The sequence below is a fragment of the Xanthobacter autotrophicus genome, assembly GCF_005871085.1.
GTDB classification, from domain to species: domain Bacteria; phylum Pseudomonadota; class Alphaproteobacteria; order Rhizobiales; family Xanthobacteraceae; genus Xanthobacter; species Xanthobacter autotrophicus.
Genome location: NZ_VAUP01000022.1, coordinates 338549 through 359278, shown reverse-complemented (window position 1 = coordinate 359278; position 20730 = coordinate 338549). Strand labels below are relative to the sequence as shown.

The following is a 20730-nucleotide window of genomic DNA, read 5'->3' as shown; positions in this document are numbered from 1 at the left end:
CGCGGATGAGGGGCATCGGCGGTGCCAGAGGTGGGCCCCCGGGCGCGATGGCGCGAGGATGGGCCGCAAAGGCCCCATGGCCCGGTGCCGGGCCGAGCCGAGCCTGCGGGCGGGGGCGCCCTCTCAGCCTGCCGCCGTCCTGCGGTTCCAGGGGGCGCGGGCCAGCAGAAGGCCCATGCCGCAGAAATCGGTGATGCCGGCGAAGACGAGGCCGGCGCCCACGAAGCCCGAGAGGACGATGAAGGCCGGGTGCACCAGCCACGCCAGCAGCACGCCGAGGACGACGAGCGAGCCGGCGCCGATCCGTACCTGCCGCTCCAGGCTGATCACCTTCACGCCGCCCCGCGTCACCGGATAGCCCGCCGCCTCCCAGGCCGTGGTGCCGCCATCCACGATCACCACCTGCCCGAAGCCGGCCTTCTCGAAGGCGGCGGCGCCGAGCTTGGCCCGGTTTTGGGTGCGGCAGATGACGTGGACCGGCCGGTCGCGGGCGGCGACGCCGGCCGCCGCGAGGGCGGCCGGATCGAGGCTGTCGAGGGGCACGCTCTTCGCCTGCGGCACATGCACCTCGCCATATTCGGCCGGGGTGCGCACATCCACCAGAAGCAGGCCGGGGTCGCCGGCGATGCGCGCCTTGAGGGTTCCGATGGAGATGGTCTCGGCCATGGTCAGGCGTCCTTCAGCTTTTCGGCAAAACGTGGAGCGCGGTCACCAGCGCGTCCACGTCTTCGCGGGTGTTGTAGAAGGCGAGCGAGGCCCGCACCGTCGCTTCCACGCCGAAGCGGCGCAGGGCGGGTTGGGCGCAATGGTGCCCCGAGCGCACGGCGATGCCGCGCCGGTCGAGGAACTTCGCCACCTCCTGGGGATCGATATCCTTCACCACGAAGGATAGCACGCTCGCCTTGTGCCGGGCGGTGCCGATGAGCCGAAGGCCGGCGATCTCCTCCAGCCCCGCCGTGGCATAGTCAAGCAAGGCATGCTCATAGGCGGCGATGGCGGGCAGGCCCACCTGCTGGAGATAGTCCACCGCCGCACCTAGGCCCACCGCGCCGGCGATGTCCGGCGTGCCCGCCTCGAACCGCTCGGGCAGGCCCTGGTAGACGGTTTTCGCGAAGGTCACGTCCTTGATCATGTGGCCGCCGCCCTGCCAGGGCGGCAGACTCTCCAGCAGGTCGGCCTTGCCGTAGAGGATGCCGATGCCGGTGGGGCCGAAGATCTTGTGGCCGGACAGCACCAGGAAGTCGGCGTCCAGCGCCTTCACGTCGATGGGCACGTGGGGGGCCGACTGGGCGGCATCCACCAGCACCGGCACGCCATGGGCGTGGGCGATGGCGATGATCTCCTCCACTGGCACCACCGTGCCCAGCGCGTTGGCCACGTGGGTCACCGAGACCAGCTTGGTCCGCCCGGTGAGCAAAGCGGCGAACTGCTCCAGGATCACCTCGCCCCGGTCGTTCACCGGCACCACCTTCAGCACCGCGCCGGTGGCCTGCGACAGCAACTGCCAGGGCACGATATTGGCGTGGTGCTCGATAGCGGTGACGATGATCTCGTCCCCGGCGCCGATGCGGGTGCGGCCGAAGGTGTTGGCCACCAGGTTGATGGCTTCCGTGGTGCCGCGCAGGAACACGATCTCGCGCGGCTCGGCGGCGCCGATGAAGCGGGCGATCTTTTCCCGCGCCCCCTCGAACAGGTCGGTGGAGCGCGCCGCCAGGGTATGGGCGGCGCGGTGGATGTTGGAATTGTCATGGGCGTAGAAGTGCGAGGTGGCGTCGATGACGCTCTGCGGCTTCTGCGTGGTGGCGGCATTGTCGAGCCACACCAGCGGGTGGCCGTTGACGGTCTGGTGCAAGGCGGGAAAATCTGCCCGCACCCGATAGGGATCGAACCCGGTGAGGCCGCCGTGCGTCACCGCCGGGGGCGTCTGGTGGGGCGGCTTGCCCTGTCCCGGCACGAAGCGCGAAGTGCCGGGGGTGAGGAAATAGAAGTCCGGCGAGGCAAAGGGATCGTCCCGGCCGATGCCGGCTGGCGTATCCACCACGGAGATCCGCCGCCATCCTGCGTCGGCTGATGCCGACGCGGGCGGCGGCACGGCAGGGCCTTCGGCCAGAGGCTCGATGACTGGCTCGATCACCGGATGGACCGGCGGGGCTCGGCCGCCATCGGGGGTGGAACCCGCCGGAGCAAAGCCCCGGGCGGCGCGAATGCCTTCCGCGCCGCCGCTGGTGATGCCCGGCAGGCGCGGCGCCGGATATCCGGGCGCGGCGGAGGCCTGCTGCCACACGCCGGGAAAGGCCGGGGCGTGCGGGGCGATCGCCTTCGCCGGGAGGGCGGACGGCGTGGTGCCGTCCCCCTCGCGACAGAGTTCGTTGACGAGCCGCGAGATGAGGGCGGTGTGGAAGCCATCGCCCTCCGCAGGGCTGAACGCGGCTAACCCCGGAAATGCGTGCTCAGGCGTAGTCATGGTAGCGCCCGATCAGAACGTTATCGAGGCGGGCGATGGCATCCTCGATCAGCACCGCCGCCGAGAAATAGCGGGTGACGAGGTGCGAGGCGATGGAGTGCTCGTTGGTGCCCGAGTAGCGCACCGACAGGCCCGGCTCCACCTCGCCGGTGACGCCCACCTTCTGCAGCCCGACCACGCCCTGTTCCGCCTCGCCGACGCGCAGCAGCAGGATGGAGGAGGAGGCGACCCCGGTCGCCGGGTCCACGTTGATCGGCAGCTTGTCGGACGGCACCAGGGGCACGCCGCGCCAGGTGAGGAAGGGCGAGCCATAAAGATGGATCACCACCGGCGGCACGCCGCGCCGGGTGGCCTCGCGGCCGAAGGCGGCGATGGTGCGCGGATGGGCGACGAAGAAGGCCGGCCGCTTCCACACCAGGCTCAGAAGCTCGTCGAGGTCGTCCGGGGTCGGCGCGCCGGAGCGGGTGGGGATGCGGAACCGCGGCGACACCTCGTTGAGCAGGCCGAAATCGGGATTGTTGATGATCTCCCATTCCTCCCGCTCCTTCACCGCGTCCACGGTGAGGCGGATCTGCTCGCGCAGCTGATCGATCTCGTTGGAATAGAGGTCGGTGATGCGGGTGTGGGTGTGCAGCACCGTCTGGATGGTGGAAAGGTGGTATTCGCGCGGGTGCTCGGAATAATCCACGAAGGTGGTGGGCAGGCGCGGCTCGCCGCTGTGGCCGGCCAAAAGGCTGATCTTGGGTTCGCCGTGGCCGTTGGTGATTGCGGCCAGGTCCTTCAGCTTGTCGGCGGTGGCCGTGATGGAATCGCGCACTGCGTTGAGCTGGGCGAGGTCGGCGATATCGAAGGTGAGCAGGGTCACGTCGGAGAGCGCCTTTACCCCCGGCACATGGCGCGCCTCGCCGGTGAGGGCGTGGTCGCCGAAATAGTCGCCTGTGGTGGCAAGGCCCTGCCGCAGCAGTCCGCCGAACGGGCCGGTGAGGAAATATTCAAGGGTGCCGTCCGCCACCACGAACAGCTTCTGAGCGCCGGCCGAAGGCTCCGCAATGACCTCGCCCGCCTTGTGCCGGCTTTCCTGAAAGCGTTCGGCAAGGCTTGCCGCTGCCGCCCCATCGAGCCCGCTGAGCAGCGGGATGGCGGCCAGGCTCTGCGGCACGATGCGCGCCGTCCCGCCGTCGAGGCCAATGGCGATGCGGCCGGGCTTGGGCACCAGCACCGAACGCCGGTTCACGCGATAGACGCCGCCCGCCACATCGACCCAGGGCAGAAGGCGATGGAGCCAGCGCGGCGTGCGTTCGGAATTCTGCACCACCGTGACGCTGGCCGTCGCAAGATTGCGTGCGGCGGCCGCGCTGACACTCAGTCTCTGGGAGGTCATGTCTGTTCCTTGTGTTGTACTTCCGTAAAGGGGCTAAGCATTCAGATGCCGTCGCCGAACATCTGATCCATGCTGAAGGCGGGTCTTTGGGTGCTGGAATGGCCGATCACCTTGGCCGGCACGCCCGCCACGGTGGAGAAGGGCGGCACGTCGTGCAGCACCACGGCGGCGGCGGCGACCCGCGCGCCTTCCCCCACCTTGATGTTGCCGAGCACCTTGGCGCCCACGGAGAGCAGCACGCCCCGCCCGATCTTGGGATGGCGGTCGCCCCGGTCCTTGCCGTTGCCGCCGAGGGTGACGGATTGAAGGATGGAGACATCATCCGCCACCACAGCGGTCTCGCCGATCACCACCGCGGTGGCGTGATCGATGAAGACGCCGGAGCCGATGCGGGCGGCAGGGTGGATATCGGCCTGGAACACCTCGGAAATGCGGCTCTGGAAGTTGAGCGCCAGCGTGGTGCGGCCGTCGTTCCACAGCCAGTGGGCGACGCGGTAGGCCTCCAGCGCGGCGAGGCCCTTGTAGTAGAGGAAGGGGTCGAGAAAGCGCCGGCAGGTGGGGTCGCGCTCATAGATGGCGCTGAGGTCGTCGGTGAAGGCGGTCCGCAGCGACGGCCGCGACCGCAGCGCCGACATGAAGATGTCGCGCACCGCGAGGCGGCTCAGGTCGCCGCCGCCGAGGCGATGGGCGAGGCGATAGGCGAAGGCGCTGCCGAGGTCCGGCTGGTCGATCACCGTCGACTGGAGCACTCCGGCGAGCAACGGCTCCTCGTCGAGGGCGGCGGAGGCCTCCTGCCGCATGCGGGACCAGATGAGGTTCTCTCCGGTCCCCTTCACCACCTCCATGGCGATGCTCATGACGGCCTCCGCCTTCCGGAAAGCGTCGCGGGCCGGCCGTCGGAGGGGGGAGCTTCAGAGGCTCCGCACCGGTGAACCTGCCCCCGGGGATGCCTGGAGCGTGATCGGGCTTGGAGATGCAGGGTGACGCGCATCGCTTTGCGCGGGGTCATGTTCGGCATGGGGAAGCCTTGGAATGGAAAGCTCTTGGAATGGAAAGCTCTTGGAATGGAAAGCTCTTGGAATGGAAGGCATTGGGGCGGGAAGCCTTGGGGCACGCAGGTTCGCGCCGGGATGGATTTGCGGCCAGGGCCGTGCCTGCGCGACAGCTCGCCCGAAGGCGGCGCGGGGACGCGGCGAGCCTGGATGGCCTGCCCCCACCTGATCTAAGGACACCCGCTGATGACACCCTCTCCTCCGGCTGTTGCGTCGCCTGAGGAGAGCAGCCTTGAGTTTGATAGTCAACAAATTCAATTGAATTTATGGAAATATGGAAGGCCCATGGGTTGCTGCCGCCGGAAGGCTCGGCCGTGCCCCCGCCGTTTTGCCGCGACGCCGGGCATTCGCACGCGGCACCTTCCATGGAGCCTCTCCCACACGCCGTCGGGGATGCGTGCCGGAGGCGGACAACGCGCCCTTGGGGCCGCGTTTCGGCTCTGCTTTTGCGCTGATCCCGGCTGATCAGTTCCGCCACGCGAATGGACGCACCCGCCGCGTCCCGTGCCTGGGCGGCTGTTCGGCCGCGCCGGGAACTCAGTGCAGCGGCTTGAGCGCCGCTGACATCCATTCCGTGACCACCTGCACGAGGCATCGGAAATTGCCTCTAATCTCCCAAATTGACGCAAGATCAGAAGATCACCGGCTCCAATTTAGCTAGTATGCGCGGCTTGTGAGTTGATGGCAGAGCGTGATTCAGATTTATTTCCAATGTTCAGAAGAGACGCAGGGCGCTTTTGGAATGGCATAGCTCTAGAAAAATGACGTGAGGCCGAAGTGGGCTGCGAAGGGCGGGCGATGAGGGTGATCGTACGTCTTCTTGTGATCTGGCGACCTGACGGCCCTTATCAAATCCGGTGACAAGGGCTTGCTGGAACTGGTGATGGTGACGCACGCGGGCATGTCCCCGGCGCAGTTCCAGGAGACCGTCACGGATTGGCTCACCATGGCAAGGCCTCCCCGTTTCAAGCGCAGGTACACGGATTTGGTCTACCTGCCGATGCTCGAGGTGCTGGGGTATCTGCGCGAAAGCGGCTTCACCACCTACATCGTCTCCGGCGACGGTATCGAGTTCATGCGCCCCTGGTCGGACACGGTCTATGGCGTCCTTCCGGCACAGGTGGTCGGATCGAGTATCTAGACCAGGTTCGAGATCGTCGACGGCAAGCCGACCCTGGTGCGCCTGCCCGAACTGAATTTCATCGACGACGGCGCCGGGAAGCTGGTGGGCAACAACCAGCACATCGGCCAGCGCCCGATCGCGGCTTTCGGAAATTCCGATGGCGATCTCCAGATGTTGAAATGGACCACGGCGGGAGAAGGTGCGCGCCTCGGCATGATCGTCCATCATACGGATGCAGTGCGTGAGTACGCCTATGACCGCCAATCTCGCTTCGGGCGCCTCGACAAGGCGATGGATCTGGCGCCGGCGGAAGGCTGGGTGCTGATCGACATGAAGGCCGACTGGAAAGAGATCTTTCCGGCGGAAAAATAAGGCCGGTCCCGGACCTGGGGTGATCTGGGTACCTAGATGGGCGGCAACCGCCGCGGCATGCCCACGCCGAACGTCGATCAGCTGGCTGCCGGCGGCATGACCTTCACCAGCTTCTATGGCCAGCCGAGCTGCACGCCCGGCCGCGCCTCAGGCGCGCACCAACCGCCGGCGGAGTGGGAGGCCGGCGAGCATGCCCGCGAACGCCGCGGCGAGAAACAGCCAGCCGGACAGGGCGCCGGCGTGGATGCCCGAGAGCAGCACGCCCACGGTGCAGCCGAGCGCCGTCATGGCACCCCAGCCCATCAGCAGCCCGCCGCTGAGGCCGGCCACCACATCCGACAGGCGCGGCCGGCGCGGCGCGAAATCCCCCGACACCAGGGCGCAGGCGAGGCTTGCGCCCATGAGGCCGAGCACGAACACGCCGTTCTTCGAGAGGATGGCCGTCTTCACCGCCGTGGCGCAGCCGCGGAAGCCGTCGAGGCCGTAGAGGGTCGAGGGCAGGAAATCGAGCCGGTCGGTGGCGCTACGGGCGAGGCTGCCGATTTCCGCCGTCACGCCCAAGGGGCCGATGCGCAGGTAGCTCGCCGCCGAAACGATCCCCACCACCGCCCCGCCCACCAGCGCCGGCCAGCGCGACACGAACACCGCCCGCGCCGCGCGCCTCATATCCAGCGGCGCCGCGGCAGAGGCGGGAAGCGGTGTGCGCCGTCCCCGGTGCAGCGCGAGGAGGGCGAGGGCGCCCAGCACCACGAGGGAGAGGCCGAGGGTGCCCGCATAGCCCAGATGATGGGGCAGCCAGACCACCGGCGCCTCGGAGATCACCGCGAGATAGAGCCGGTTCCAGCTGAGGAAGCCGGCTACGAAGCCGAGCACCGTGCCGAGAAGGGCGAAGGGCGCCGTGGGGGAGCCTTCGCCCAGCCGATAGAGATGGGCCGAGACGCACGAGCCTGAAACCGCCATGCCGAGGCCGAACACGAAGGCCGCCAGCGCCAGGACGACGCTCACCGGCCCGATATGGGCGTCCGGCGGCAGGCGCTCCGCCACGGGGACCGGCAGCCAGGAGCCGATCACCAGCATGTAGCCGGCGATGCCGACGGCGAGCGCCAGCAGGATGGCGAGCACCCCGCGCGGGTCGCCGCCCTCGATGAGGTCGCGGGTGTGGCAGAAGAAGCAGAAGCGGGAGCGTTGCAGCACCACCCCGAACACCGCGCCCAGCGCCAGCGACAGACCGAGCGTGCGGCCCGCCGGGTCTCCGCCGGACAGATCAAGGACCGCCCAGATGAGAACCACCGCAAGCACCAGCGCGGCGGACAGGGCAATGGGGCGGGAAGACGAGGGGGCGGTTGTGGACGAGGTCGTGGGAGACATCACGCGCCATCAAAAGAAAAGGGCGCGGGCTTTGTGCCCGCGCCAGTTGGCCACAGAGAGAACGAAAGGACGAGGAGGCCGGATCAGCGGCCCTGCCACACCGTCCCGGACAGGTTGGCGATGGGCACGCCCACCGAATTTCCGTATTCGGTCCAGGAGCCGTCGTAATTCTTTACCTGATAGCCGAGGATGCGGGACAGGGCGTACCAAGTGTGGCTGGAGCGCTCGCCGATGCGGCAATAGACGATGATCGGCCTGGAGCCGTCCACGCCCGCATCCGCATAGAGCTTCTTCAGCTCGTCCTTGGACTTGAACTTGCCGGTCTCCGGATCCACCGCCTTTGACCAGGTTACGTTCTTGGCCCCCGGCACGTGGCCGGCGCGGATGGACAACTCCTTCGAGCCTTCGGGGGCGAACAGCTTGCCCGAGTATTCATCCGGCGAGCGGATATCCACGACCACCGTGCCGTTCTTGCCATCCGCCGCGGCCAGCACGTCGGAGAGGCGGGCGCGCAGCTCCGTCTTCGGGCCGCTGAGGGTGAGGTCGGATACGGTGGGGGAGGGCGTTTTGGTGTCGAGGGGAAGCGCCAGCTTCTCCCAATACTTGCGGCCGCCGTCGAGCAGCTTCACCTGGTCGCCCAGGCCGTAGATGTCGAACACCCAGCCGCCCCAGGCGGCGAACCAGTTGTTGTTGTCGCCATAGAGCACGATGGTCGTGTCCTTGGTGACACCCGCCTTTTCCAGCAGCGCCTCGAACTTCTCCTTGGAGACGATGTCGCGCTTCACCGTGTCCACGAGGTCGGTGTGCCAGTTGAGGTTCACTGCGCCGGGAATGTGACCGCGCTCGTACAGCCCGGGATCGACGCTGACCTCGAACACGCGAACCTTCGGATTGTCGAGGTTCTTGGCGAGCCATTCGGCCTCGACGAGGGGGCCCGGCGCGGGGGCTCCCTGCTGGGCCGAGGCGCCGGTGCTAAGGGCGCCCGTGCTGAAGGCGGCGACCACGATGCCTCCCGTCACGGCGCGACGCAAAGAGGAAATGAACGTCATGGAGGATCCCTGCATGGTTCAGCGAGAGGGGTGAAACCTGTCCCTGCCTGTCGCAGGAGGGAGTTCCGAGATGATGACGTAGCGGCAGAATTAATGTCAATCATTTTGATTGAAATTATTATATATGTATTGCACCTTGCTGGTCCGCTTCAGGTGCTGGAACCGGCGCCGTCGAATTGTCTTGGCAGCGCCGCTTGGCCCTGCACCTGCGGCGGGGGACCTCGCGCCCGTTCTCCAGCCTCACCGCCTTGTGGTGGACCGTCTTGTGGCGGACCTGCCTCGCCAGCCACGAACCGGAACGACCTCGCCTGAATGGAGGCGACACATGACCAAAGCCCGACAGATCAAGCTCGGCGCCTTCCTGATGACGGATGGCCATCACATCGCCGGCTGGCGCCACGAGCGCTCACCGGCCAACGCGAATGTGCGCGTCGACCATTTCCTGCGCCTTGCCCGGATCGCCGAGGCCGCCAAGTTCGACGCCATCTTCCTGTCCGACGCCCTCGGCGTGCGTGACACCAACCTGAATTCCGTGAGCCGCACCTCGCGCAACGTGGGGTTCGAGCCGCTCACGCTTCTGTCGGCGCTGTCGGTGGTGACGCACCATATCGGGCTCATCGGCACTGCCTCCACCAGCTTCAACGAGCCGTTCCACATCGCCCGCAAGTTCGCGTCCCTCGACCTCATGAGCGGCGGGCGCGCGGGCTGGAACCTCGTCACCTCCTCGGGCGAGGAGGAGGCGCGCAACTTCAACCTCGACCGCCACGTGCCCCACGCCGAGCGCTACGACCGCGCCCGCGAGTTCGTGGAGGTGGTGAAGGGCCTGTGGAACAGCTGGGAGGACGACGCCTTCATTCGCGACAAGGTGAGCGGCGCCTTCTTCGATCCCGAGAAGCTCCACGTGCTGAACCACCGCGGCAGGCATTTCAAGGTGACGGGGCCGCTCAACGTGGCGCGCTCCCCGCAGGGCCATCCGGTGATCGTCCAGGCGGGCGCCTCCGACGACGGGCGGGATCTTGCCGGAGCGAGCGCCGAGGCCATCTTCTGCGCCCACCGCACCCTGGCCGAGGCCCGCGCCTTCTATGCCGACATCAAGTCCCGCGCCGCCAAGGCCGGCCGCGATCCGGACCATGTGAAGGTGATGCCCGGCGTGTTTCCGGTCATCGGCCGCACCGAGGCGGAGGCGCAGGAGAAGTTCGAGGAATTGCAGTCCCTCATCCATCCGGCGGTGGGACTCCAATTGCTGTCCACGGTGATGGGGGTGGGCGACCTGTCCGGCTACGACGTGGACGGGCCGCTGCCGGACCTGCCGGAGACCAACGGGCCGAAGAGCCGCCAGCAACTGGTCCTTGATGCCGCCCGGCGCGACAACCTCACCATACGCCAGCTCTATCTTTCCATCGCCGGGGCGCGGGGCCATTGGCAGGTGGTGGGCACGGCCGAGCAGATCGCCGACCAGCTCGAAGAGCGCTTCCGCAAGGAAGGCGCCGACGGCTTCAACATCATGGCGCCGCACCTGCCGGGCGGGCTCGAGGACTTCATTGAGCAGGTGGTGCCGCTGCTGCGCAAGCGCGGCCTGTTCCGCACGGAATACGAAGGCACGACCCTGCGCGAGAACCTGGGCCTGCCGTTCCCCGGGCATCCGGCAAAGCTGGAGGCGCCGGCAGCTGTGGCGGCTGAATAAGGCAGGAGGGCCGGGCCTGCGCGGCTTCGGGATGGGATCAGCAAAGGGCCGGGGTGCAGCACGCCCCGGCCCTTTGCGTTTGTGCAAAACAATCGGGCCCGAGGTTGTGGTGCGCCTTTTCCGTGCCTCTCGGACGTGGAGTATTCGGCGCGCCAAGAGCACGCCGAGGTCAGCGCAAAGGCGGCGCTCGTGTTCCTATCCCCGGCATCGGGGCCCAGAGCCGCCGGTCTGCAAATGCGATTGCGTTGCATCGACCCGGCCTATGCACTATTTTGCCAGAATTGATTGGGTGGCTTGATAATTGGAATTGAAGCGTTGCCCGCTCTTTCCAATGCCGACAGGAAGTTTCGGGTTGTGGAGCCGAAAAATAGAATATTTCTATTAAGCGCCTTCGCGCGGCATTATGACGAGTTGCTGCGTCATGTCGCACGTCGCATCGGCAATCCGGCTGCGGCGAGCGACGTGGTGCAAGACACTTTTTTGCGGATTCATGCCTGCGCACCCACCGCCGAGATCGCCAGCCCGGCGGCCTATCTGTTCCGTGTCGCTGATAACATCGCCATCGACCATCTGCGGCACGAGGCCGTGCGCGCGCGGCTGGCGTCAGCGGACACCGAATATGAGGGGGTTGCCGCGACCGACCCGTCTCCCGAGCGCGCCCTGGACTACAAGCAGCGGCTCACTGTGCTTCAAGCCGCCATCGCCGAGCTGCCGCCGAAGTGCCGCGAGGTGTTCCTGCTGCACAAGTTCGATGGCCTCAGTCATGGCGAGATCGCCGAGCGCCTCGGCATCAGCCGCAGCATGGTCGAGAAGCATGTGATGAAGGCCCTGGTCCATTGCCGCGGTCGGCTGGCGGACCTGCTGGATTAGACCGCTTCCAGCACAATCGCCGGTGTTCCGCGCGGCCCCGGGTGCAATGCCCACCGCCTGAGGCGTGTTCGCGGGTATCGCGGGGCACCGGAATTCCGGGCTCCGGCCGGAAGGGGACCGCCGCAGTCCCGTTCAGGGGTGGTTTCTGGAAAATTTCTAAACCTTGAGGTGAGGTGCGGGCCGGTCTATTTCGTCAGGAGAGGCAGAGCGGTGAAATCTGTTCTTCGCCGCAAGGTTCGCTCCACAGGTGCCGGTGTGCGCAAATCGCAAGTTCGAGATACGACGGTCCCACCCACGGCGCGCGACGCCGCGCTCGCCTGGTTCGTGAAAATGCGCTCCGGCGAGGCCGCTCCGGTGGAGGTCGTGGAGTTCCAACGCTGGATCGCCGCTGCCGCCGATAACCGCCGGGAATATGAAGCCCTGGAGACCCTTTGGGGCGACCTCGACCAGGTGGGCGATCCCCGGCGGGCGATGGCGTCGGCCGCTTCGCGCGCGTCGGTTGGCCTGATGTCGCGGCGCGGCCTTTTGCTCGGGGCCACGGGCGTGGCGGCGGCGGTGGTGGCCGGGGTGGCGCTGGGCGTTCCGGAGTGGTTCGACGGCGGGATGCGCACCGGCGTCGGCGAGCAGCGTCAGCTGATGCTGGCCGACGGTTCGCGGGTGGACCTCGACGCCGATTCCGCCCTCTCGCTCCAGTTCACGCCGCAAGAGCGACGGTTGACGTTGCAGCGCGGTCGCGCCTTCTTCGATGTCGCGCCGGATCGGGCGCGCGCCTTCTCGGTGACGGCTGCGGGCGGGGTCACCACGGCCACCGGCACCCAATTCTCCGTGCACCTGTGGTCGAACGAAGTGACCGTGGCGGTGAGCGAGAGCGCGGTCTCGATCCGCGCCGGCGCTGCCGCGCTGACCCAGCTCAGGGCGGGCGAGGCGGTGAGCTATGATGCCTCCGGCATCGGCGAAACCGAGCAGGTGAGCGATGCCCAGGCCTCGGCCTGGCGGCGCGGCAAGCTCATCTTCGAGGATCGCCCGCTTCGGCAGGTGATCGCGGACGTCAACCGCTACCGGTCCGGTACCATCATGGTCACCGACAACACTCTGCTGCGCCTGCGGGTTTCCGGCATTTTCGACATCCGCCAGCCGGACGGAGTCCTGGAGGCCATCACCCGCAGCCTGCCGGTGCGGTCCGTGGCGCTCACGCGCTATCTCGTGCTGCTTTACCCCGCCTGACCACGGCGGGAACCCCCATCGCGGAATTTTTTCTCACGACCCAGGTGAGGTCCCCGGTACTCGCGCCCGTCTTTGAGATATCGCGGCGATCGGCCCGGGCTCTCCGGGTCGGCGCCGCCGCTTAGCTCATCGGGCTTTCGGGGTGCCATGCTGGACTATCGCTGTCGTCGGCCGTCGCGTGTGAGCGGCAAGGTCATCCGTCTCGGCCTGGGCCTTGGGCTTCTGGCCAGCACGGCCATTTCGTCGGGCTTCACCGCTTCGGCCGCCATGGCGCAGCAGGCAGCGGCGATTGCCTTCGCCATCCCGCCGTCCTCCCTCACCTCGGCCCTCACCGCGTTCGGCGATCGCGCCAATCTCCAGGTGCTCTACGCGGCGGACCTGGCGCGCGGCGTCCAGTCGCCGGGGGTGTCGGGCACCCTGGCGCCGGCGCAGGCCCTGTCCCGCCTACTGGCGGGCACCGGCCTCACCTATCGGTTCACCAGTGCCAACACGGTCACCATCGCCCGGCCGGCGGCGAGCGGCGGCGGCGCGTCGCCGGAAGGCGGCGTCCAGCTCGACACGGTGACGGTGGAGGCGGACGGGGTCGCAGGTCCCTTCGTGGCCATCGACACCTCCACCGGCATGAAGATGGACGTGCCGCTGCGCGAGGTTCCGCAATCGATCTCGGTGGTGACGCGCCAGCAGATGGATGATCGTGGGGTGCAGACCCTGAGCGACGCCATCGACTATTCGGCGGGCGTCTCGGCCTCGCCCTACGGGCAGGACAACCGCTTCGAGCAGTTCGTCATCCGCGGCTTCGACGAAAACCTTCTCGGTGTCTATCGCGACGGCATGCGCATGCCCACGGCGGGCTTCGCCGGCTTCCGCCAGGAGCCTTACGGCCTTGCCCGCGTGGACGTGCTGCGGGGTCCGACATCCACGCTCTATGGCCTCAACAATCCCGGCGGCCTGGTCAATTTGATCTCCAAGCTGCCGGTGGTGGGGTCGCAGTTCGGCGAGATCTGGACCTCCTACGGGTCGTTCGACAATATCCAGACCGGTTTCGACATCAATGGCGCCGGCGTTGATGGCTCGAACCTCACCTATCGCTTCACCGGACTGGTGCGCTGGGCCGACACCCAGGTCGATTATGTGCCCAACGACCGCATCTATCTGGCGCCGACTCTGACCTGGACGCCCAATGCGGACACCACTTTAACGGTGTTCGCCAACCTGCAGCAGGACCGCACCGGCGACACCTACCAGTTGCTGCCGGCGGAAGGCACGCTTTACCCCAGCGTCTACGGCAAGATCCCGACGTCACGCTTCCTCGGCGTGCCGGACTGGTCGAAGTATGATGCCACCCAGTATTCGGGCGGCTATTTCTTCGAGCACCGCGCCGACAATGGCTGGACGCTGCGGCAGAACCTGCGTTACGCGTCGGTGGACGTGGACTATCGCACCGCCTACCCCATCGCGGCCTATGGCGACACAACGACCCTGCTGCGCACCGCCCAGGAAAATAACCAGACGCTGGGCGTCTTCACCATCGACAACCAGGCCCAGTACGACAGCGATCTGGGGTTCGCGAAGAACCAGGTGGTGTTCGGCCTCGACTATTCCAACACCCAGCAGGACGGCACCCAATATGGCGGCACACTGCAGAGCCTCATCACCGGCTCGTCGCCGGTGGGGCCGATCAACCCCTATTTCCCGGTCTACAACAGCACCGTCGCGCCGCTGATCAACACCCTGAACACCTCCCAGGAGCTGAGCCAGACCGGCCTCTATGCCCAGGACATGTTCAAGCTTCACGACAAATGGGTGTTCACCTTCGGCGGCCGCTACGACTGGGTGCAGACCGAAAGCTCGACGCAGAGCCCCGTGCTGGCGCAGCTCGCGCCGCTGCTGAATTACTATTACGGCGTCAACGTTCCGAGCACGTTCCAGACCAGCGCCAACAACGGCGCGTTCAGCGGCCGGGTCGGCCTGTCCTACCTGTTCGATAATGGCCTGACGCCCTACGTCAGTTATTCCAGCTCGTTCAACGTGGTGCCGGGTTTCACCCAGTCCAGCGTGACCGTGGATACGGACTATGGCCCGCTGCCCATCAGCTACGCCTTGCTACCGTTGAAGCCGGAAACCGGCGAACAGTATGAAGTGGGTCTGAAATACCAGCCCAACACCGGCAAGAGCTATATCCAGACCTCGCTTTACCAGCTCACCAAGCAGAACGCGGTGAGCTTCGACACCACCGACCCCATGCAGCAGGCCTATTACCAGACCGGCGAGATCCAGGTGCGGGGTTTCGAAGTGGATGGCGCGGTGGATTTCGAGAACGGCTTCAAGCTCCTGGCCGCCTACACCTATCTGCACGCCGAGGTGACGGCCGACATTCCCCCGGCCGGGGAGCCGAGCATCGTGGGCAATACGCCGGAGCGCGTGCCGGCGCATCTGGCCTCGGCCTGGCTGGACTACACCTTCCAGGATGGCACCCTGAAGGGCTTCGGTCTCGGTGCCGGCGTGCGCTACGTGGGCTCCACCTGGGGCGACCGCGAGAACACCATCTATGTGCCGAGCTACACGCTGGTGGATGCGGCGGTGCGCTACGCCAAGGACAGCTGGCTGTTCTCGGTGACTGCCAAGAATCTCTTCGACAATGCTTATGTGGGCACCTGCTCGAGCATTGCGGATACTTATATCGGCTGCTCGTACGGGCAGACCCGCACCATCACCGCGCAGGTGACTTACAAATGGTAGGTGCGCTGACGATGGTGGGTGAGCTGCCGGTGGAAACGGGGGAGCCGAAGGGCTTTGCTCTGGAGGGGGTCGGCTTTGCCGCCGAAGGCCGCCCGCTGCTGCGCGATGTGTCCTTCACCCTCACGCCAGGCCGGGTGGTGGGCATCATCGGCCACAATGGCTCGGGCAAGAGCACGCTGCTGAAGCTGCTGGCGCGGCAGCAGGCGGCGAGCGCGGGCACGCTGCTCCTCGACGGGCAGAGCCTGGCGACGTGGAGCAGCCGGGCGTTTGCCCGCATGGTCGCCTACCTGCCGCAGACGCCGCCGTCCGCCGGCGCGCTGAAGGTGCGCGAGCTGGTGGCGTGCGGGCGCTATCCCTGGCATGGCGCGCTCGGCCGCAAGAGCGCGCGCGACGGCGAAGCGGTGGAGGCGGCATTGGCGCTGGCTGACGTGGGCGGCTTCGCCGATCGTCTGGTGGAGACTCTGTCCGGCGGCGAGCGGCAGCGGGCGTGGCTCGCCATGCTGGTTGCGCAGGAGGCACGCTACCTGCTGCTGGACGAGCCCACCGCCGCCCTCGACGTGGCCCACCAGGTGGAAGTGATGGCGCTGGCCCGCAGGCTCGGCCACGAGCACGGGCTCGGCGTGGCGCTGGTGCTGCACGACGTCAACATGGCGGCGCGCTACTGCGACGAACTGGTGGCGCTGCGTGGCGGTCGCCTTTTGATGCGCGGTCCGCCGGATCAGGTGGTGACCACCGATGCGCTCGCCGAGATCTACGGCATTCCCATGGCGGTGATGGCGCACCCGGACGGGGGATGGCCGGTGAGTTTCGTTCGCTGACGTTCCCCACGGCTTAAAGGCGGGGGCTGGACTTGCCGGGTTGCGCGGATGATGCCGCCGGCCGGTGGAAAGGGGTTCCCATGACCGCACCGCTGCGCATTTCCTCGGCTTCCGCTGCGCTTTCGGGCGCGGCGGCGAGCGCTTCCCTGTTCGACACCCTCCTCGCCCACCGCGCCCGGCTGGTGCGGATGGCGTTCCGCATCGTCCAGTCCCGGCATCTGGCGGAGGACGTGGTGGAAGACGCGGCGGTGAAGCTCTGCGAGGGGGAGGGCATCATTGCGGCGGACCATCCGGCGCCGTTCCTCTACCGCCTCGTGCGCAACCTTGCCATCGACCGGGCGCGCCGCCTGAAGCGCGAGCGCAGCCTCGCCGGCAGCGCCGAGGAGGCCGCCCAAGTGGCCATGCCCTGTGCCTGCCCGCTGGAGCGCCTGGAGCAGCGGGAGATGTTGGAGGCCGTCATTCGCGCCCTCGACACCCTGCCACCGCGCACCCGCCTCGCCTTCCTTCGCCATCGCATCGACGGTATGCCGCAGAAGGACATCGCCGAACATCTCGGGGTGTCGCGCACGCTGGTGAATTTCATGGTGCGCGACGCCACCAAGGTCTGCCGTGACAGCATCGACGCCTATTGCGGGCGCACCACCGCCCGCTGTCCCAAGGCAAGCTGCCCCAAGACAACCTGCCCCAAGACAACCTGCCCCAAGACAAGCTGCCCCAAGGCGCGCGCAGCCAAAGTATCGACCTCCGACAAGGGGCAAATGGCGAAGGCCCATCCGTCGAAGACGCATCGTCCAGCCCCGCGCTGCCCAGTGGCGGAGGCTCATCCCAGTATCCGCCGCGCGGTGCCGAAAGCGGTCGCATGAGAGACGTGCTGTTCTCCCGCCGCGCAGTGATCGCGGGCGCGTCGGCGTTGCTCGGCAGCCGGGTGATGGCGTCTCCCGGGCCACGGGTGGTGGCGTTCGACTGGGGCATCGTCGAGACCCTGCTCGGCCTCGGCGTGGTAACGGCAGGGATCGCGGAAGGCGATGGCTATAGGGAGTGGGTGCGCGAGCCGGCGCCGCCGCCGGGCATTCCGGACCTTGGCCTGCGGGTTGAGCCGAACCTTGAGGCAGTGGCGCGGCTGAAGCCGGACCTCATCGTCATCACTCCGCAACTCGCGTCCTTCGAGCCCATGCTGGCGCGCATCGCGCCCACCCTCAGCCTCGCCATCTTCGACGAGGACGGGGATGTGTGGATTCGGGCGCGGCAGGTGGCGCTGACGCTCGCCGCCGCCACCGGGCGAGAGGACGCCGGCGTGCGCCTTCTGGCCGATGCCGATGCCGTTCTGGCGGCGGTCCGCCCGAAGGTTGAGCCGCTGGCCGCCCGGCCGCTCTATCTCGCCAGCTTCGTGGATGCCCGGCACGTGCGGGTCTATGGCCGCGGCTCCCTGTTCGATGCGGTGCTGACCCGCCTCGGCATCGCCAATGCCTTCACCGGCTCCACCAGCTTCTGGGGCTTCGTCACCTTCGGCCTGGAGCATCTGGCCACGGCGCAGGATGCGGCGCTGCTGGTGTTCGAGCCGGTGCCGCCCGAGGCCCAAGCCACCTTGGCCCACGGGCCGCTGTGGCAGCGCCTGCCCATGGTGGAGGCCGGCCGCGTCGGCCTGTTGCCGCCGGTTTGGTCGTTCGGCGGCCTTGTCTCGGCCATGCGCTTTGCCCGCGTGCTGGCCGACCATGCCGCCGCGCCCGCCGTCTCCGGCGCGGGGAGGAGGGATGCCCGTGGCTGAACGCTCCGCCCGTCTGTTCCGCCCCGCCGTTCTGGTGCTGGTTCTGGCGGTCGTCGCCGCCGCTTTGAGCGCGGAGAGCCTTTATGCCCGCATCGGAACCGGCTCCCTCATGCAGGCGCTGGTCCGCCCCGGCGCCATGGGCGAAGTGGTGGTGCATTTCAGTTGGTTGCCGCGACTGGTGGTCTCCTGGCTGTGCGGGGCGGCGCTGGGTCTTTCGGGGGTGTTGATGCAGCAGGTGCTGCGCAATCCGCTGGCCTCGCCCACCACGCTCGGCGTGTCCGCCGGCGCTCACCTTGCCCTGGTGGTGGCGACCCTCGCGGTGCCAAGTCTTGCTGTACCCGGCCTTGCCGGGTTCGGGCGCGAGGCGGCGGCTCTCGCGGGCAGCGGCGTCGCCGCCGTGCTGGTGTTCTCGCTGGCCTGGAACAAGGGGCTGGCGCCGCTGGCGGTGGTGCTGGCCGGTATGGTGGTGAGCCTTTATTTCGGTGGCCTCGGCGCCATTCTGGTGCTGTTCAACCAGAATTATCTCGCCGGCCTGTTTATCTGGGGCGCGGGCTCCCTCGCCCAGCAGGATTGGGGGGTGGTGCTGCATCTCGCCCCGCTGGTGGCGGCGGCCGGTCTTGGCGCCGCCCTGATGGTGCGGCCGCTGGCGCTGCTCGACCTCGATGAAGAGGGGGCGCGCAGCCTCGGTGTGCCGCTGGTGGGGCTGCGCCTCGCGGCGCTGGCGCTGGCGGTGGTGCTGGCGGCAGCGGTGGTGAGCGCGGTGGGCGTGGTGGGCTTCATCGGCCTCGCCGCGCCGGCGCTGGCGATGCTCGCCGGTGCGCGCACCTTTGGTGCCCGGCTGGTATGGGGGCCGCTCATCGGCGCGGTGCTGCTGTGGCTCACCGACCAATTGGTGCAGCTTCTGGCCGGGCTCTATGGCGATCTGGTGCCCACCGGCACGCTCACCGCTTTGTTCGGCACGCCGCTGTTGCTGTGGCTGCTGCCCCGGCTTCAGCGCGATGTACGGCCGCCGCGCATGGCCGCCCCCGTGCTGGAGCCGCGCCTGGAGAGGCCGGGGCTCGCGCTGGGCCAGGTGGCCGTCGTGCTCTGCGTGCTGCTGGTGCCGGCGCTGCTGCTGTCCCACCATGCGGGCGGCTGGAGCCTCGATGTGTCCGGCGATTTCCTCGACTGGCGCTGGCCGCGGGTGGCGGCGGCGCTCGCCGCCGGCGGGCTGCTCGCCATGGCCGGCACCATCACCCAGCGCGTCACCGGCAATCCCATGGCGAGCCCGGAGGTGCTGGGCCTCACCTCGGGCGCGGCTTTGGCCCTCATCGTGGTGGTGATGGTGCTGCCCGGCGCCGACCGCCCCACCGAGATCGCGGCGGGCGCGGCCGGGGCGGCGCTCACCACCTTCGGCCTTTTGGCGCTGACCCGGCGCGCGGCGTTCGCGCCGGACAGCATCTTGCTTGCCGGCATCGCGCTGGGGGCCCTGTTCGATGCGCTGGTGGTGGCGGTGACGGCCTCCGGCGATCCGCGCGCCATGACGCTCCTGGCCTGGCTCGCCGGCTCCACCGCGCGGGTGGGGGACGGCGAAGCCATCACCGGCCTCGTCGCCTTCGCGGTGCTGGGGGTGGCGGCGGTACCCTTCACCCGCTGGCTCGACCTGTTGCCACTGGGCGCGGTCACCGCCGGCGCCGTGGGGGTGGACGTGAAGCTCGCGCGCCTGCTGCTGCTGTTGCTGACAGCGGTGATGACCGCCACCGCCACGCTGATCGTGGGGCCGCTGACCTTCGTGGGCCTGCTGGCGCCGCATCTCGCGCGGCTCGCGGGCTTTTCCCGCGCGCTGCCCCATCTCATCGCGGCGGCATTGCTGGGCGCGCTGGTGATGGTCGGCGCCGATGTGCTGGGGCGCACGCTGATCTATCCGCGGCAGATCCCCACCGGGCTCCTCGCCACGCTCATCGGCGCGCCCTATCTGCTGTGGCGGATCCGGCGGCTGTGAGGGACACCCGATGATCCCCGCTCTCGCCCCCATCTTCCACGGCCCGCTGGAGCCCTATGCGGACACGCTGGTGCTGCCCGGCGACAAGTCCGACGCCTTTCCCCTGTCCGAACTGCTCGACCCCGCGCGGCTCGACGCGGCGCTGGACCTTGTGGCGGCGCATTTCGGCGGGGAGGACCGGCGGGCCCTCGCCTCGCTGTTCTCCATCCACTACGTGCACATCCTGATGCCGGTGGTGGTGGTGGCGAACCTTATGCTCGGCCGCCATCTGCCGGTGGCCCTCGATGACCTCGCCATCGTGCTGGACGAGGACGGCCTGCCGGACCATTTCGTGCTGCCCCACGATGGCCACGTGGATGGCGAGGCCGACCCGTTCGTGCGCTTCAAGCCGTTGATCTTCGATCATCTGGAGCCGGTGTTCGCGGCGCTGTCGGCGCGCTCGGGACTCTCCACCAAGGTGCTGTGGACCAATGCGGCCAACCTGTTCGAGGCCATCCTGCGGGAGCTGGAGGGCACCGGGCAGGTCCCGGCCGCCGTGGCGGCCGGCGATCTATTGGCGGCGGCGCCGCGCTGGCCGGGTGGCGCGCGCAATCCCTTCCATGCCCCGGTGCGCTACGAGCCCGGGCCGGGCGGCGAAGGGCGCTGGCGGCGCGTCTGCTGCGTGCGCTATTTGCTGCCGAAGCGCGGCTATTGCAGCAACTGCCCCCACGTGCTTGCGGGCAAGAAGCGGGATGACGCCAAAGTCGCGCCTGGAGCAATTTCCGCTCGCCTTGGCTCACGGTAATCGCTTTAGAGCTTTGTCTTGGCGCGTTTTCTTCACGCGAAACGGTACCCACTTCG

General features: G+C 68.0%; 15 protein-coding genes and 1 pseudogene. 10 read left to right on the top strand and 6 right to left on the bottom strand.

Annotated elements, in window-relative coordinates:
• Positions 1-123: 123 nt before the first annotated feature.
• Genes FBQ73_RS10465 through cysE form a run of 4 tightly spaced genes read right to left on the bottom strand, consistent with a single transcriptional unit; the run spans position 124 to position 4702 of the window.
• The gene (locus FBQ73_RS10465; RefSeq protein ID WP_138399415.1) at positions 124-666 is read right to left on the bottom strand and encodes a rhodanese-like domain-containing protein; all 543 of its coding nucleotides are present in this window, start codon (positions 664-666) and stop codon (positions 124-126) included.
• A gap of 13 nt (positions 667-679) precedes the next feature.
• On the bottom strand, positions 680-2464 hold the full coding sequence (locus FBQ73_RS10460; protein ID WP_138399414.1) for a cysteine desulfurase: 1785 nt from the start codon (positions 2462-2464) through the stop codon (positions 680-682).
• Entirely contained in the window at positions 2451-3845 is a 1395-nt protein-coding gene (locus FBQ73_RS23395; protein ID WP_138399413.1) for a family 2B encapsulin nanocompartment shell protein, read from the bottom strand. Before FBQ73_RS23395 ends, FBQ73_RS10460 begins: the two co-directional genes overlap by 14 nt.
• A gap of 41 nt (positions 3846-3886) precedes the next feature.
• On the bottom strand, positions 3887-4702 hold the full coding sequence (cysE, locus tag FBQ73_RS10450) for a serine O-acetyltransferase (protein WP_138399412.1): 816 nt from the start codon (positions 4700-4702) through the stop codon (positions 3887-3889).
• 1024 nt (positions 4703-5726) lie between these two features.
• On the opposite strand from cysE, the pseudogene FBQ73_RS10445 reads away from it, so the two are divergent.
• Positions 5727-6392: pseudogene (locus tag FBQ73_RS10445) on the top strand (HAD family hydrolase); the annotation flags it as partial.
• Between the two features lie 147 nt (positions 6393-6539).
• On the opposite strand, the gene FBQ73_RS10440 reads toward FBQ73_RS10445, so the two are convergent.
• Positions 6540-7760, bottom strand: coding sequence for a YeeE/YedE family protein (locus tag FBQ73_RS10440; RefSeq protein WP_138399411.1), 1221 nt, complete (start codon positions 7758-7760; stop codon positions 6540-6542).
• An 83-nt stretch (positions 7761-7843) separates the two neighbouring features.
• Complete coding sequence (locus FBQ73_RS10435; protein WP_138399410.1) at positions 7844-8809, bottom strand: sulfurtransferase; 966 nt, start codon at positions 8807-8809, stop codon at positions 7844-7846.
• Between the two features lie 325 nt (positions 8810-9134).
• Here FBQ73_RS10435 and FBQ73_RS10430 point away from each other — a divergent pair, with 325 nt between their 5' ends.
• The 9 genes from FBQ73_RS10430 (at position 9135) to fhuF (ending at position 20674) form a co-directional block, all read left to right on the top strand.
• Positions 9135-10493: an LLM class flavin-dependent oxidoreductase gene (locus FBQ73_RS10430; protein WP_138399409.1), complete on the top strand. Its 1359-nt coding sequence runs from the start codon at positions 9135-9137 to the stop codon at positions 10491-10493.
• Positions 10494-10808: 315 nt separating this feature from the next.
• Complete coding sequence (locus tag FBQ73_RS10425; RefSeq protein WP_246089652.1) at positions 10809-11363, top strand: RNA polymerase sigma factor; 555 nt, start codon at positions 10809-10811, stop codon at positions 11361-11363.
• Positions 11364-11573: 210 nt separating this feature from the next.
• Positions 11574-12587: a FecR family protein gene (locus FBQ73_RS10420; RefSeq protein ID WP_246089651.1), complete on the top strand. Its 1014-nt coding sequence runs from the start codon at positions 11574-11576 to the stop codon at positions 12585-12587.
• A 180-nt stretch (positions 12588-12767) separates the two neighbouring features.
• Positions 12768-15326, top strand: a complete 2559-nt coding sequence (locus FBQ73_RS10415) for a TonB-dependent siderophore receptor (protein ID WP_170218836.1) — start codon at positions 12768-12770, stop codon at positions 15324-15326.
• On the top strand, positions 15320-16144 hold the full coding sequence (locus FBQ73_RS10410; RefSeq protein WP_210236742.1) for an ATP-binding cassette domain-containing protein: 825 nt from the start codon (positions 15320-15322) through the stop codon (positions 16142-16144). The genes FBQ73_RS10415 and FBQ73_RS10410 overlap by 7 nt, the downstream gene beginning before the upstream one ends.
• 80 nt (positions 16145-16224) lie before the next feature.
• Positions 16225-17007, top strand: coding sequence for a sigma-70 family RNA polymerase sigma factor (locus tag FBQ73_RS10405; RefSeq protein ID WP_138399407.1), 783 nt, complete (start codon positions 16225-16227; stop codon positions 17005-17007).
• Entirely contained in the window at positions 17004-17909 is a 906-nt protein-coding gene (locus FBQ73_RS10400) for an ABC transporter substrate-binding protein (protein ID WP_138399406.1), read from the top strand. Before FBQ73_RS10405 ends, FBQ73_RS10400 begins: the two co-directional genes overlap by 4 nt.
• A complete protein-coding gene (gene fhuB / locus FBQ73_RS10395) occupies positions 17896-19890 on the top strand; it encodes a Fe(3+)-hydroxamate ABC transporter permease FhuB (protein WP_138399405.1) in 1995 nt (664 codons plus the stop codon). Before FBQ73_RS10400 ends, fhuB begins: the two co-directional genes overlap by 14 nt.
• Positions 19891-19900: 10 nt before the next feature.
• Positions 19901-20674 (top strand): siderophore-iron reductase FhuF, encoded by a 774-nt coding sequence (fhuF, locus tag FBQ73_RS10390; RefSeq protein WP_138399404.1) that lies wholly within the window; start codon positions 19901-19903, stop codon positions 20672-20674.
• Positions 20675-20730: the final 56 nt, after the last annotated feature.

Excerpts from the sequence above, each read along its gene's own strand:
- FBQ73_RS23395 (WP_138399413.1), bottom strand. The coding sequence starts at position 3,845 with ATGACCTCCCAGAGACTGAGTGTCAGCGCGGCCGCCGCACGCAATCTT.
- cysE (WP_138399412.1), bottom strand. The coding sequence starts at position 4,702 with ATGAGCATCGCCATGGAGGTGGTGAAGGGGACCGGAGAGAACCTCATC.
- fhuF (WP_138399404.1), top strand. The coding sequence starts at position 19,901 with ATGATCCCCGCTCTCGCCCCCATCTTCCACGGCCCGCTGGAGCCCTAT.
- FBQ73_RS10410 (WP_210236742.1), top strand. The coding sequence starts at position 15,320 with ATGGTAGGTGCGCTGACGATGGTGGGTGAGCTGCCGGTGGAAACGGGG.
- FBQ73_RS10435 (WP_138399410.1), bottom strand. The coding sequence starts at position 8,809 with ATGACGTTCATTTCCTCTTTGCGTCGCGCCGTGACGGGAGGCATCGTG.
- fhuB (WP_138399405.1), top strand. The coding sequence starts at position 17,896 with ATGCCCGTGGCTGAACGCTCCGCCCGTCTGTTCCGCCCCGCCGTTCTG.
- FBQ73_RS10400 (WP_138399406.1), top strand. The coding sequence starts at position 17,004 with ATGAGAGACGTGCTGTTCTCCCGCCGCGCAGTGATCGCGGGCGCGTCG.
- FBQ73_RS10430 (WP_138399409.1), top strand. The coding sequence starts at position 9,135 with ATGACCAAAGCCCGACAGATCAAGCTCGGCGCCTTCCTGATGACGGAT.
- FBQ73_RS10460 (WP_138399414.1), bottom strand. The coding sequence starts at position 2,464 with ATGACTACGCCTGAGCACGCATTTCCGGGGTTAGCCGCGTTCAGCCCT.
- FBQ73_RS10405 (WP_138399407.1), top strand. The coding sequence starts at position 16,225 with ATGACCGCACCGCTGCGCATTTCCTCGGCTTCCGCTGCGCTTTCGGGC.
- FBQ73_RS10465 (WP_138399415.1), bottom strand. The coding sequence starts at position 666 with ATGGCCGAGACCATCTCCATCGGAACCCTCAAGGCGCGCATCGCCGGC.
- FBQ73_RS10440 (WP_138399411.1), bottom strand. The coding sequence starts at position 7,760 with ATGTCTCCCACGACCTCGTCCACAACCGCCCCCTCGTCTTCCCGCCCC.